The 13,341-nt window shown below is 43.2% G+C and carries 17 protein-coding genes; 15 read left to right on the forward strand and 2 right to left on the reverse strand.

What is annotated here, in order from left to right; genetic code table 11:
- Window positions 1-3: 3 nt before the first annotated feature.
- The 3 genes from HT680_RS01975 (at window position 4) to HT680_RS01985 (ending at window position 3,196) form a co-directional block, all read left to right on the forward strand.
- Window positions 4-1,107 carry an FAD-dependent oxidoreductase gene (locus tag HT680_RS01975; RefSeq protein ID WP_173257846.1) on the forward strand — a complete coding sequence of 368 codons (1,104 nt, stop codon included), beginning with the start codon at window positions 4-6 and terminating at the stop codon, window positions 1,105-1,107.
- A 102-nt stretch (window positions 1,108-1,209) separates the two neighbouring features.
- Complete coding sequence (gene galE / locus HT680_RS01980; RefSeq protein WP_173257848.1) at window positions 1,210-2,229, forward strand: UDP-glucose 4-epimerase GalE; 1,020 nt, start codon at window positions 1,210-1,212, stop codon at window positions 2,227-2,229.
- 1 nt (window position 2,230) lies between these two features.
- Entirely contained in the window at window positions 2,231-3,196 is a 966-nt protein-coding gene (locus HT680_RS01985; protein WP_173257850.1) for a glycosyltransferase family 2 protein, read from the forward strand.
- 82 nt (window positions 3,197-3,278) lie between these two features.
- On the opposite strand, the gene HT680_RS01990 is transcribed toward HT680_RS01985, so the two are convergent.
- A complete protein-coding gene (locus HT680_RS01990) occupies window positions 3,279-3,482 on the reverse strand; it encodes a ferredoxin (protein ID WP_080566872.1) in 204 nt (67 codons plus the stop codon).
- Between the two features lie 45 nt (window positions 3,483-3,527).
- Here HT680_RS01990 and HT680_RS01995 point away from each other — a divergent pair, with 45 nt between their 5' ends.
- From HT680_RS01995 to whiA, 10 genes are all read left to right on the forward strand, one after another.
- The gene (locus HT680_RS01995; RefSeq protein ID WP_173257852.1) at window positions 3,528-4,022 is read left to right on the forward strand and encodes an SAG1386/EF1546 family surface-associated protein; all 495 of its coding nucleotides are present in this window, start codon (window positions 3,528-3,530) and stop codon (window positions 4,020-4,022) included.
- Between the two features lie 9 nt (window positions 4,023-4,031).
- Complete coding sequence (cmk, locus tag HT680_RS02000; RefSeq protein WP_173257853.1) at window positions 4,032-4,706, forward strand: (d)CMP kinase; 675 nt, start codon at window positions 4,032-4,034, stop codon at window positions 4,704-4,706.
- A 118-nt stretch (window positions 4,707-4,824) separates the two neighbouring features.
- Window positions 4,825-5,331 carry a dihydrofolate reductase gene (locus tag HT680_RS02005; protein ID WP_173257856.1) on the forward strand — a complete coding sequence of 169 codons (507 nt, stop codon included), beginning with the start codon at window positions 4,825-4,827 and terminating at the stop codon, window positions 5,329-5,331.
- Complete coding sequence (locus tag HT680_RS02010) at window positions 5,331-5,501, forward strand: hypothetical protein (protein ID WP_000442252.1); 171 nt, start codon at window positions 5,331-5,333, stop codon at window positions 5,499-5,501. Before HT680_RS02005 ends, HT680_RS02010 begins: the two co-directional genes overlap by 1 nt.
- A 31-nt stretch (window positions 5,502-5,532) precedes the next feature.
- Window positions 5,533-6,765 carry an ATP-dependent Clp protease ATP-binding subunit ClpX gene (clpX, locus tag HT680_RS02015; protein ID WP_002874765.1) on the forward strand — a complete coding sequence of 411 codons (1,233 nt, stop codon included), beginning with the start codon at window positions 5,533-5,535 and terminating at the stop codon, window positions 6,763-6,765.
- A gap of 8 nt (window positions 6,766-6,773) precedes the next feature.
- Window positions 6,774-7,361, forward strand: a complete 588-nt coding sequence (gene yihA / locus HT680_RS02020; protein ID WP_000422595.1) for a ribosome biogenesis GTP-binding protein YihA/YsxC — start codon at window positions 6,774-6,776, stop codon at window positions 7,359-7,361.
- 9 nt (window positions 7,362-7,370) lie between these two features.
- Window positions 7,371-7,751 (forward strand): RidA family protein, encoded by a 381-nt coding sequence (locus HT680_RS02025; RefSeq protein ID WP_001140420.1) that lies wholly within the window; start codon window positions 7,371-7,373, stop codon window positions 7,749-7,751.
- A gap of 51 nt (window positions 7,752-7,802) precedes the next feature.
- On the forward strand, window positions 7,803-8,693 hold the full coding sequence (gene rapZ / locus HT680_RS02030) for an RNase adapter RapZ (protein ID WP_000163039.1): 891 nt from the start codon (window positions 7,803-7,805) through the stop codon (window positions 8,691-8,693).
- A complete protein-coding gene (locus tag HT680_RS02035) occupies window positions 8,690-9,667 on the forward strand; it encodes a YvcK family protein (protein WP_001231058.1) in 978 nt (325 codons plus the stop codon). Before rapZ ends, HT680_RS02035 begins: the two co-directional genes overlap by 4 nt.
- A complete protein-coding gene (whiA, locus tag HT680_RS02040) occupies window positions 9,664-10,575 on the forward strand; it encodes a DNA-binding protein WhiA (protein ID WP_173257858.1) in 912 nt (303 codons plus the stop codon). The genes HT680_RS02035 and whiA overlap by 4 nt, the downstream gene beginning before the upstream one ends.
- 32 nt (window positions 10,576-10,607) lie before the next feature.
- Here the strand turns inward: whiA and HT680_RS02045 are convergent, their stop codons facing one another.
- Window positions 10,608-11,576, reverse strand: a complete 969-nt coding sequence (locus tag HT680_RS02045; protein WP_173257861.1) for an NAD(P)/FAD-dependent oxidoreductase — start codon at window positions 11,574-11,576, stop codon at window positions 10,608-10,610.
- A 136-nt stretch (window positions 11,577-11,712) separates the two neighbouring features.
- Here HT680_RS02045 and cdaA point away from each other — a divergent pair, with 136 nt between their 5' ends.
- Complete coding sequence (gene cdaA, locus HT680_RS02050) at window positions 11,713-12,570, forward strand: diadenylate cyclase CdaA (protein WP_132973843.1); 858 nt, start codon at window positions 11,713-11,715, stop codon at window positions 12,568-12,570.
- Window positions 12,557-13,339, forward strand: a complete 783-nt coding sequence (locus tag HT680_RS02055; RefSeq protein WP_173257863.1) for a CdaR family protein — start codon at window positions 12,557-12,559, stop codon at window positions 13,337-13,339. Before cdaA ends, HT680_RS02055 begins: the two co-directional genes overlap by 14 nt.
- Window positions 13,340-13,341: the final 2 nt, after the last annotated feature.

The following is a 13,341-nucleotide window of genomic DNA, read 5'->3' on the forward strand; positions in this document are numbered from 1 at the left end:
ACAATGAAAAAAGTTGCCATTATTGGAGCAGGGATTGTGGGGGCAACAGCTGCCTACTACCTCGCGAAAGAAAGCGACCTAGAGATAACTGTTTTTGACCATGGTCAAGGTCAGGCAACCAAGGCAGCAGCAGGAATTATCAGTCCTTGGTTTTCAAAACGCCGCAATAAAGCTTGGTATAAGATGGCGCGCTTGGGAGCTGACTTTTATGTAGATTTGTTGGGTGATTTAGAAAAGTCTGGTCAGGAAATTGACTTTTACCAGCGTTCGGGAGTTTTTCTCTTGAAAAAGGATGAATCCAAGTTGGAAGAACTCTATGAACTAGCTTTGAAACGCAGGGAAGAATCTCCTTTAATAGGCCAGTTAGCCATTCTAGCTCAAGCGTCTGCAAATGAATTATTCCCTAGCTTGCAGGGATTTGACCACCTGCTCTATGCTTCTGGTGGGGCACGGGTGGATGGCCAGCTCTTAGTGACTCGTTTGCTAGAAACCAGTCAGGTTAAGCTGGTCAAAGAAAAAGTGAGTCTGACACCTTTATCATCAGGATATCAGATTGGTGAAGAGGTATTTGATCAGGTTATTTTGGCTACTGGAGCTTGGTTGAAGGACATTTTGGAGCCTTTAGGATATGAGGTAGATGTTCGTCCTCAAAAGGGGCAACTCCGAGACTATCAGATTTCTCAAGACATGGAATCCTACCCTGTTGTCATGCCTGAAGGAGAGTGGGATTTGATACCTTTTGCAGGCGGGAAATTGTCCTTAGGCGCTACCCATGAAAATGACATGGGATTTGACTTGACAGTGGATGAAAGCTTGCTCCAACAAATGGAAGAAGCAGCCTTGCCTCACTATCCAGCCTTGGCAGAAGCAAAATCATCAGGTGAGCGTGTAGGAATCCGTGCCTATACTCGTGATTTCTCACCTTTCTTTGGACAGGTACCTGGTTTAGCAGGTGTCTATGCGGCTAGTGGACTTGGTTCATCAGGCCTCACAACGGGTCCGATCATCGGTTACCATCTAGCCCAGCTGGTCCAAGACAAGGAATTGACCTTGGATCCAGTAAACTACCCAATTGAAAACTATGTCAAACGGGTAAAAAGTGAATAAAATTTTACTGAAATTTTAGCAGGTAGTTTAGGATGGCAAATGACATTCCCTATCAAAAATGATAAAATAAGAAAAAAATAATCCGAGAATCGAGGAAAAAAGATGCAAGAAAAGATTTTGGTAACGGGCGGTGCTGGTTTTATCGGAACCCACACTGTGATTGAGTTGATCCAAGCAGGTCATCAGGTTGTTGTGGTGGATAATCTTGTCAACAGCAACCGTAAAAGTATAGAAGTCGTTGAAAGAATCACAGGAGTTGAGATTCCTTTTTATGAGGCAGATATCCGTGACACAGATACACTCAGAGATATTTTCAAGCAGGAAGAACCGACTGGTGTGATTCACTTTGCTGGTTTGAAGGCTGTTGGCGAATCAACCCGTATCCCTCTTGCCTACTATGATAACAATATCGCAGGAACTGTCAGCCTTTTGAAAGCTATGGAAGAAAATAATTGTAAGAACATCATCTTCAGTTCTTCGGCGACAGTTTACGGAGATCCTCACACTGTTCCAATCTTGGAAGATTTCCCACTTTCAGTGACCAATCCTTACGGTCGTACTAAGCTCATGCTAGAGGAAATTTTGACGGATATCTACAAGGCAGACTCAGAATGGAATGTGGTCTTGCTTCGTTACTTTAATCCAATCGGAGCGCATGAAAGTGGAGACTTGGGAGAAAATCCTAACGGAATTCCAAACAATCTCTTGCCTTATGTTTCACAAGTAGCAGTTGGCAAACTAGAGCAAGTGCAAGTATTTGGAGATGATTACGATACTGAAGATGGAACCGGGGTTCGTGACTATATCCACGTTGTAGACCTAGCCAAAGGTCACGTTGCAGCTCTTAAAAAACTCCAAAAAGGTTCAGGTCTTAATATTTATAACCTTGGAACAGGCAAAGGTTACTCTGTTCTTGAAATTATCCAAAACATGGAAAAAGCGGTGGGACGTCCTATTCCTTACCGCATCGTAGAACGTCGCCCAGGTGATATCGCTGCCTGCTACTCAGACCCAGCAAAAGCCAAAGCCGAACTTGGATGGGAAGCAGAACTCGATATTACTCAAATGTGTGAAGACGCATGGCGTTGGCAAAGCAAGCATCCAAATGGATTTGAAGACTAAGATGATGATTTCAATCATTGTCCCATGTCTAAACGAAGAGGAAGTACTTCCTCTTTTTTATCAGTCTGTTGAAGCACTCCTTCCAGAATTGGGGGCAGAGATCGAGTATGTCTTTGTGGATGATGGTTCAAGCGATGGCACTTTGGAGCTTTTGAAGGCCTATCGGGTGCAAAATCCTGCGGTACATTATATTTCTTTCTCACGAAATTTTGGGAAAGAAGCAGCTCTGTATGCAGGCTTGCAGCATGCAACTGGAGACTTGGTGGTCGTGATGGATGCAGACCTCCAGGATCCTCCTAGTATGCTAATTGAGATGAAAGCCTTACTAGACCAAAATGCAGACTTGGACTGTGTTGGGACACGGAGAACTAGTCGGGAGGGAGAACCCTTCTTTCGCAGTTTTTGTGCTGACATCTTTTACCGCCTCATGCAAAAAATCAGTCCAGTGGCTCTGCCCTCAGGTGTCCGTGATTTTCGCATGATGAGACGGTCTGTGGTAGATGCTATTTTAACACTGACCGAATCCAATCGTTTTTCTAAAGGACTCTTTGCCTGGGTGGGTTTTCGAACGCACTATCTCGACTATCCAAATGTCGAAAGACAGGCTGGCAAGACCAGTTGGAGTTTTAGACAGCTCTTTTTCTACTCAATTGAAGGGGTTCTCAATTTTTCAGATTTTCCCTTGATTATAGCCTTTGTAGCGGGACTTCTATCTTGTTTTATTTCTTTTATGATGACTGTTTTTGTGGTTTTTCGGACTCTTATCTTGGGGAATCCGACATCTGGCTGGACCTCTCTGATGGCTGTCATTCTCTTTCTTGGGGGGATTCAACTCCTGACCATTGGGATTTTGGGAAAATATATCAGTAAGATCTATATGGAAACCAAAAAAAGACCACTCTATCTCGTCAAAGAAAAAAGTGATCTTTCTATTTTTGAAGGAAAAAATAACCGGAAAAGACTATAATTTTACCTTGAAATATGCTAAACTAGTAGATGAAGGGATTAAAGTGATAAAAAGAATCTACAAAATCAATCTCCCTTTTAAACTATGATGGATCTTTGAGAAGTGCACGTGTAGGGCACTGTTTGATAGCCTCCAGAACATCGCTGGTCTCAGCGATTTCTCTTTGCAGTTCATCAGGATCATCATAAAAGCGAACGATTCCATTATCATGGTAATCAAAGAGTTCAGAGTAGGTCTGGCAAAGCCCACAGGCGATGCACCGTTCAGGTATAAGTGTGAGTTTCATATTTATATTGTAATAAGAAAGTTTAAAAAATACAAGGAGTAAGGTATGGAAAAAGAACCGTGGCAAGAAGATATTTATGACAACAGAGAAGAAGAATCAAGATCAGAGCGTCGTCGCCGTAAACAAAAAGGAAAAGGTGTTGTTGCCAATCGTGTCTTGACCATTCTAGCTAGCCTCTTCTTTGTAATCGTTGTAGCGATGGTTGTCATATTGATTTACCTTTCTACTGGAGGAAGTAACCGCACGGCAGCCTTGAAGGATTTTTATGATTCTTCAGCTCCATCGTCAACCTCTAAAGTGGAAGAGTCTTCTTCCTCTACTAGTAAAGCTCAAGAAACGAAAGAATCAACTCCTTCAGAAAGTAGTTCTGAAGAACACACAGATGGAGAAGGAACGCTTACTGTGCAACCTGGAGAAGGAGAAGCAGCTCTCGCTCAGCGTGCAGGGATTTCCATTGCCCAGCTAGAAGCTCTGAATCCTTCTCATATGTCATCAGGAACCTGGTTTGCTAACCCTGGTGATGTGATTAAGACAAGATAGGAGTCGGAAATGAAGACAATTCAAATTGCTATTGATGGTCCTGCTTCCAGTGGTAAGAGTACGGTCGCAAAGATTATTGCTAAGGATTTTGGTTACACTTATCTTGACACAGGTGCCATGTATCGTGCTGCGACTTACATAGCACTCAAGCACCAGTTGGATGCAGGAAATGTAGACCAACTTCTTGAGCTTCTTAACCAACACCCTATTAGTTTTGGTCGTTCAGAAACAGGTGAGCAACTTGTCTTTGTAGGGGATGTTGATATTACTCATCCGATCCGTGAAAATGAAGTGACCAACAAGGTTTCAAGCATTGCTGCCATTCCTGAGGTGCGTGAGAAACTGGTTTCGCTCCAGCAAGAGATTGCTCAGCAAGGTGGTATTGTCATGGATGGGCGTGATATCGGGACAGTTGTTTTACCACAAGCTGAACTCAAGATTTTCCTAGTGGCTTCTGTTGAAGAAAGAGCAGAGCGTCGTTACAAGGAAAATATTGCCAAAGGGATTGAGACTGACTTGGAAACGCTGAAAGAAGAGATTGCTGCACGTGACTACAAGGACAGTCATCGTGAAACCTCGCCTCTCAAGCAGGCTGAGGATGCAGTTTACCTTGACACAACTGGACTAAGTATCCAAGAAGTGGTCGAAAAAATTGAATTTGAAGCAAAAAAATATATGTCCTAGGGACGAGAGGAGCAGGCTAAATGAAGCCTGCTCCTTTTCTCTCTTTTGCGCGCGTTTCAAAACAGTCTTTTTGGGAGAATTTTGATAAAATAGTAATATCAATAAAAAGGACGGAAGCATGACAAAGAAAATCATAGCCATTTGGGCCCAAGATGAAAAAGGGGTGATTGGAAAGGAAAATCGTCTCCCATGGCATTTGCCAGCAGAGTTGCAACATTTTAAGGAAACAACTTTAAATCATGCTATACTGATGGGACGAGTGACCTTTGATGGTATGGGACGTCGTCTGCTTCCAAAACGGCAAACCCTGATTTTAACGCGCAATAGCGAAGAAGTCATAGATGGGGCGCTCGTATTTCAAAATGTGGAGTCTGTTTTAGCGTGGTATCAGAGTCAGGAAAAAAATCTCTATATCCTTGGCGGAAAACAGATTTTTCAGGCTTTTGAGCCTTATTTAGATGAAATCATCGTGACACAGATTCATGCTCAGGTGGAGGGAGATACCTATTTCCCTGAGGAGTTTGATTTGTCTCATTTTGAGACAGTTGCAAGCAAATCTTACACCCGAGATGAGAAAAACGACTATGATTTTACAATCGAATACCGAGATAGAAAGGAAGTCTAATGGAGCGCAGTATATTTGGATTTTTTACAGCTTTTTTGTGTGTGATCTGTATTTTGACTGGAGCACAGGCTTTTCGTAAGAAGCGCTATGGACTGTCTGCCTTACTCTGGTTGAATGCTTTTACCAATCTGGTCAACAGTGTCCACGCTTTTTATATGACCTTATTTTAGATAGAATGATAAATTAGAATGGAAGGAAATCATGCCTACAAATAGGAAAAATGATATGATGGTTTATTGCTCATTTTGTGGCAAGAGCCAAGAAGAAGTAAAGAAAATAATCGCTGGGAACAACGCCTTTATCTGTAATGAATGTGTGGAGTTGGCCCAGGAAATCATTCGGGAGGAGTTGGCCGAGGAAGTCTTGGCAGACTTGTCTGAAGTACCAAAACCAATCGAACTCCTCAATATCCTAAATCACTATGTGATTGGTCAAGATCGTGCCAAACGTGCCTTGGCAGTGGCTGTATACAATCACTATAAACGCATCAATTTCCACGATACGCGTGAAGAGTCAGAAGATGTGGATTTGCAAAAGTCAAATATCCTGATGATTGGCCCAACTGGTTCAGGGAAAACTTTCTTGGCTCAGACTTTGGCAAAGAGCTTGAACGTGCCTTTCGCTATTGCAGATGCGACAGCTCTGACTGAGGCGGGGTATGTGGGTGAGGACGTTGAAAACATCCTCCTCAAACTCTTGCAGGCTGCTGACTTTAACATCGAACGTGCAGAGCGTGGGATTATCTACGTGGATGAAATTGACAAGATTGCCAAGAAGAGCGAGAACGTGTCTATCACACGTGACGTTTCGGGTGAAGGAGTGCAACAAGCCCTTCTCAAGATTATCGAGGGAACTGTTGCTAGCGTGCCACCTCAAGGTGGACGCAAACATCCACAACAAGAGATGATTCAGGTGGATACCAAGAATATCCTCTTCATCGTAGGTGGTGCTTTTGATGGCATCGAAGAAATCGTTAAACAACGTCTGGGAGAAAAAGTCATCGGCTTTGGACAAAACAACAAAGCGATTGACGAAAACAGCTCTTACATGCAAGAAATCATCGCAGAAGACATTCAAAAATTCGGTATTATCCCTGAGTTGATTGGACGCTTACCTGTCTTTGCAGCTCTTGAGCAATTGACGGTCGATGACTTGGTTCGCATCTTGAAAGAGCCAAGAAATGCCTTGGTCAAACAATACCAAACCTTGCTTTCTTATGATGATGTTGAGTTGGAATTTGACGACGAAGCTCTTCAGGAAATCGCCAATAAGGCTATTGAACGCAAAACTGGTGCGCGTGGTCTTCGCTCAATCATCGAAGAAACCATGCTAGATGTTATGTTTGAAGTGCCAAGTCAAGAAAATGTGAAATTGGTCCGCATCACAAAAGAAGCTGTCGATGGAACGGAAAAACCCATTCTAGAAACAGCCTAGAGGTGACTATGGAACTTAATACACACAATGCTGAAATCCTGCTCAGTGCGGCAAACAAGTCCCACTATCCGCAGGATGACCTGCCAGAGATTGCCCTTGCAGGGCGTTCAAATGTCGGTAAATCTAGCTTTATCAACACCATGCTCAACCGCAAGAATCTTGCCCGTACATCAGGGAAACCTGGGAAGACCCAGTTACTCAACTTCTTCAACATTGATGACAAGATGCGTTTTGTGGATGTACCAGGTTATGGCTATGCCCGCGTTTCTAAAAAGGAACGTGAAAAATGGGGGCGCATGATTGAGGAGTATTTGACCACTCGGGAAAATCTCCGTGCCGTCGTCAGTTTGGTGGATCTCCGCCACGACCCGTCAGCAGATGATGTGCAGATGTACGAATTTCTCAAGTATTATGAGATTCCAGTTATCATCGTTGCGACCAAGGCAGACAAGATTCCTCGTGGTAAGTGGAACAAGCACGAATCAGCAATCAAAAAGAAATTAAACTTTGACCCAAGTGACGACTTCATCCTCTTTTCATCTGTCAGCAAGGCAGGGATGGATCAGGCTTGGGATGCAATATTAGAAAAATTGTGAGAGAAAGAAATGGCAAAAACAATTCATACAGACAAAGCTCCAAAAGCAATCGGACCTTATGTTCAAGGAAAAATCGTTGGCAATCTTTTGTTTGCTAGCGGTCAAGTTCCCCTATCGCCTGAAACTGGGGAAATTGTAGGAGAAACTATACAAGAACAGACAGAACAAGTCTTGAAAAATATCGGTGCTATTTTGGCTGAAGCAGGAACAGACTTTGACCATGTTGTCAAAACAACTTGCTTCTTGAGCGATATGAATGACTTTGTTCCTTTTAACGAGGTTTACCAAACGGCCTTTAAAGAGGAATTTCCAGCTCGTTCAGCTGTAGAGGTTGCACGTCTTCCTCGTGATGTAAAAGTCGAAATTGAAGTAATCGCAGAGATTGGATAAGCTAGTTGAAGTTTGGCTCTGCCAAACTTTTTTTGATATAAGGAGAGATAGATGACAAAGAAACAACTTCACCTGGTAATTGTGACAGGGATGAGTGGCGCAGGGAAAACGGTAGCCATTCAGTCCTTCGAGGATTTGGGATATTTCACTATTGACAATATGCCACCAGCCCTCTTGCCAAAGTTTTTGCAGTTGGTAGAGACCAAGGATGATGACCATAAGTTAGCCCTAGTGGTGGATATGCGGAGCCGTTCTTTCTTCTCAGAGATTCAGGCAGTTTTGGATGAATTGGAAAACCAAGATGATTTGGACTTCAAAATCCTCTTTTTAGATGCAGCAGATAAGGAATTGGTGGCACGCTATAAGGAAACTAGAAGAAGTCACCCTCTAGCAGCAGATGGTCGAATTTTAGATGGCATCAAGCTGGAACGTGAACTCTTAGCACCTTTGAAAAATATGAGTCAAAATGTAGTGGATACAACAGAACTCACTCCGCGTGAACTTCGTAAAACCATTGCTGAGCAATTTTCAGACCAAGAACAAGCTCAGTCTTTCCGTATAGAAGTCATGTCTTTTGGATTCAAGTATGGTATCCCTATTGATGCAGACTTGGTTTTTGATGTCCGTTTCTTGCCAAATCCATACTACCTCCCTGAACTCCGTAATCAGACAGGTGAGGATCAAGCAGTTTATGACTATGTGATGAATCATGAAGAGTCTGAAAGTTTTTATCAGCACTTACTCGCCTTGATTGAGCCCATTTTGCCAAGTTACAAAAAAGAAGGAAAGTCTGTTTTAACCATTGCAGTAGGATGTACAGGTGGACAACACCGTAGTGTTGCTTTTGCAAAACGAATCGCTGAGGACCTTGCTAAAAACTGGCCTGTCAATGAAAGCCATCGTGACAAAGACAGAAGAAAGGAAACGGTAAACCGTTCATGAGAAAACCAAAGATAACGGTAATTGGTGGAGGAACTGGTATCCCCGTCATTTTGAAAAGCTTGCGAGAAAAGGATGTTGATATCGCAGCTATCGTAACGGTAGCTGATGATGGTGGCTCTTCTGGTGAACTAAGAAAGAATATCCAACAGCTGACACCACCAGGTGATCTTCGCAATGTTCTGGTAGCCATGTCGGATATGCCTAAATTTTACGAGAAGGTTTTTCAGTACCGTTTCTCTGAAGAGGCTGGTGCTTTTGCGGGCCATCCACTGGGGAATATCATCATAGCAGGGCTCTCTGAAATGCAAGGGTCTACCTACAATGCTATGCAATTACTCAGTAAGTTCTTTCACACAACAGGAAAGATCTACCCCTCAAGCGATCAGCCTTTGACACTGCATGCAGTCTTTAAAGACGGTTCTGAGGTGGCAGGTGAGAGCCACATTGCAGATCATCCAGGCATGATTGACCATGTCTATGTGACCAATACCTTGGATGATGAAACACCCCAAGCCAGCCGTCGAGTAGTCAATACCATTCTCGAGAGTGATATGATCGTCTTGGGGCCTGGTTCCCTCTTTACATCGATTTTGCCCAATATTGTTATTGAGGAGATTGGGCAGGCTCTCTTAGAGACCAAGGCGGAGATAGCCTATGTCTGCAATATCATGACCCAGCGTGGGGAAACAGAGCACTTTTCAGACAGTGACCACGTGGAAGTTCTCCACCGTCATCTAGGGCGTCCCTTCATTGATACGGTTCTGGTGAATATCGAGAAGGTTCCTAGAGAATACATGGATACCAACCGATTTGATGAGTATTTGGTTCAGGTAGAGCATGATTTTGCTGGTCTTTGCAAGCAGGTTCCTCGTGTGATTTCATCCAACTTCCTTCGTTTGGAAAATGGAGGAGCCTTCCATGATGGCGATTTGATTGTAGACGAATTGATGCGGATTATACAGGTGAGAAAATGAGTTTTACAGTTGCAGTAAAAGAGGAAATTCTTGGTCAACATCATCTCAGTCGTCATGAGCTGTCGGCAATTATCAAGATGTCTGGCAGTATCGGTCTCTCGACTTCAGGCCTGACCTTGTCCGTCGTGACCGAAAATGCCAAGTTGGCTCGGCACCTTTATGAGTCCTTTCTCCATTTTTATGATATCAAGTCAGAGATTCGTCACCATCAGAGAAGCAATCTTCGTAAGAACCGTGTCTATACGGTCTATACTGATGAGAGAGTGCAGGAACTTTTAGCTGATTTGCGGCTTGCGGATTCCTTCTTTGGTTTGGAGACAGGCATCAATCCTGATATTTTAGCAGATGAAGAAGCTGGACGTGCATACTTATGTGGGGCCTTTCTGGCAAATGGTAGCATCCGAGATCCGGAGTCTGGTAAGTACCAGTTGGAGATTAGTTCCGTTTATCTAGACCATGCCCAAGGATTGGCTTCTCTCCTCCAGCAGTTTTTGCTGGATGCCAAGGTCATTGAGCGCAAGAAAGGTGCAGTTACCTATCTCCAGCGTGCAGAAGACATCATGGATTTTTTGATCGTGATTGGGGCCATGCAGGCGCGTGATAATTTTGAGCGCGTCAAGATTTTGCGTGAAACCCGTAATGATCTCAATCGAGCTAATAATGCCGAGACAGCTAATATCGCTCGAACGGTTTCTGCCAGCATGAAAACTATCAACAATATCAGTAAAATCAAAGATAGAATGGGTTTGGAAAATTTACCCGTGGATTTGCAAGAGGTGGCACGGTTGCGGATTCAGCATCCAGACTACTCTATCCAGCAGTTGGCAGATAGTCTGAGTAATCCCTTGACCAAAAGTGGTGTCAATCACAGACTCAGAAAAATAAACAAGATCGCAGATGAGCTATAAAACCACGGATTATTCTATCCGTGGTTCTTTTCTTATAAACTGGTCGAGTGTTTGGGTTGAACTTTTTGTTCTGGGTCAATGTAGTTAATGGCATTGTTAACAGCTGTTGGAGCTTCACCCAGTCCTGTAGCGATCAAATCAATCTTACCTTCATAGTAGCAGCAGTCCCCAATGGCGTAGATACCTGCTTGACTGGATTCTTGCTTGCTATTGACGATAATTTTGTGACGGTTGAGGTCCAGACCCCAATTTTTAAGATTGCCGACAGATGATTTGAAACCATAGTTGACAAAGAGGTGGTCTACATCAATAGTTTCAGTTTCATCTGATTTGACTTTTGTGATTTCTAGTTTGTCAAGGGTCTTTCCATCTCCAAGAAGTTGGTTAGGAATGAACGGTGTCTTGATGGTCACAGATGATTCTTGCAAGGCTTGTACACTGTGTTCTAAGGCGCGGAAATTATCTCTGCGGTGAACAAGGGTAGTTGGGGCAATTTTTTCAAAAGCCAGAGCCCAGTCCACTGCTGAGTCCCCACCACCGAGAATGGTTACTTTCTTGCCAGCATATTGCTGAATGTTGGAAACGTGGTAGTGGATGTTTTCATAGTTCTCAACCCCCTCTAATTCAAGCGGTCGTGGTTTAAAGGCGCCACCACCCATAGCAATGATGACTGTTTTAGTCAGGTGGCTTCCTTTGTTGGTGGTGATGGTAAATCCTTCATCTTGTTTTTCAATCTCAAGAACGGTTTCGTTGAGGTGAACAGGTGTTTCAAAGCCGTTTAGCTGCTCAATCAAGCGATTGGTAAGCTCCTCTCCAGTTAAGTTTGGAAAACCTGGCACGTCAAGGATTTGCTTTTCAGGGTAGAGGATGGCTGGTTGACCACCGAGCTGGGGAAGGGAGTCGATGATTTGGACTTTGGCTTGGCGTAGGTGGGCGTAAAAGGCAGCAAAGAGGCCGACGGGACCGCCACCTACAATGGTAATATCATAGAGTTGAGACATGATTTCTCCTTCGTTTTTTCTAGTCAGTTTATTTTATCATATTTTTAATCAAATTAAAATGAAGTGGGATAGGGAAAAAATTGTTAGAAAATGGTATAATAGAACGGAACGTGTTTTGATAGGGAGGGAACTAGGGATGAATTTTCAGCAATTTTCCAACTTGCAATACTGGACGAGTTTGTTTTCAAGCCCTTGGAGTATCGTCATCAATCTGATTGATATTCTGATTGTGACTTATATTTTGTATCATTTTACAAAGGCCATTGCAGGTACTAAAATCATGATCTTGGTGCGGGGAGTTTTGGTCTTCATTCTAGCTCAAATTCTGTCCAATATGATTGGTTTAACGACCATTTCTTGGTTGATCAATCAGATCATCACCTACGGAGTCATTGCAGCGGTGGTCATCTTTTCACCAGAGATTCGGACGGGTCTAGAGCGGTTGGGCCGGGCAACGGATTTCTTTTCCAATGCTCCGATTAGTGCAGAGGAGCAGATGATTCGTGCCTTTGTCAAATCAGTCGAATACATGAGTCCGCGTAAGATTGGGGCGCTTGTAGCAGTTCAGCGTGTGAGAACCTTGCAGGAATACATCTCGACGGGGATTCCTCTAGATGCCAAGATTTCAGCTGAATTGCTCATCAATATTTTTATTCCCAACACTCCCTTACACGACGGAGCGGTCATTATCCGAGAAGATCGAATTGCCGTCACTTCAGCCTATCTGCCACTAACTGAAAATACAGAGATTTCCAAAGAGTTTGGAACACGCCACAGGGCGGCGATTGGTTTGTCGGAAGTATCAGATGCTCTTACCTTTGTGGTTTCGGAGGAAACAGGTGGAATCTCAATCACCTATAATGGAGTCTTTAAGCACGATTTGACCTTGGAAGAGTTTGAATCTGAATTGAGAAGAATCCTGCTTCCAACATCAGAGGAAAAACATGGTCTGAAAGAGCGCTTGCTAGGAGGATTGAAACATGAGAAAAAATAGTCTATACATCATTTCTTCCTTCTTTTTCGCCTGCATTCTCTTTATCTATGCGACTTCTACAAACTATCAGAATAATAATAGTGCCAGACAGGTGCGGACGGAAACCTATACTAATACAGTACTCAATGTACCAATTGATATCCACTATGACAGTGAACAGTACTTTATTAGTGGCTTCACGTCAGAAGTAACGGTTTTCTTGACAGGTTCCAATCGAGTTGCTTTGGCAAGCGAAATGCAGGAAAGTACGCGCAAATTCAAGGTGACAGCTGACTTGACAAATGCTGGTGTTGGAACAATAGAAGTTCCTCTAAACATAGAAAATCTACCAAGTGGTTTGACCGCTGTTGCGACACCACAAAAGATAACAGTGAAGGTCGGTAAAAAAGCAAAACGAGACAATGTAATCGTTGTGCCGGAGATTGATCCTAGCCAGATTGATTCTCGTGTGAAAATCGATACAGTTACTGTGTCAGATGAAAGAGTAACGGTTATTAGTGATGAAGAGACTCTCTCTAGAGTAGATCGTGTCATTGCCATCTTGCCTACAAGTGAACGGATAACAGGTAACTACTCGGCCTCTGTTCCACTACAAGCAGTTGATAAAAATGGAAATGTTTTGCCAAGTGTCATTATGCCATTTGATACGACTATGAAAATTACAACAAAAACAGCAGCGTCTAGTTCGAGTAACTCGTCAACAAGTTCCTCAGAGGGAAGTTCGTCTTCAACGAGTTCAGAAACGAAATCAGATTCGTCTAAACAATAATA

Source organism: Streptococcus sp. 5905 (genome assembly GCF_013276505.1).
In the GTDB taxonomy this organism is placed as follows: domain Bacteria; phylum Bacillota; class Bacilli; order Lactobacillales; family Streptococcaceae; genus Streptococcus.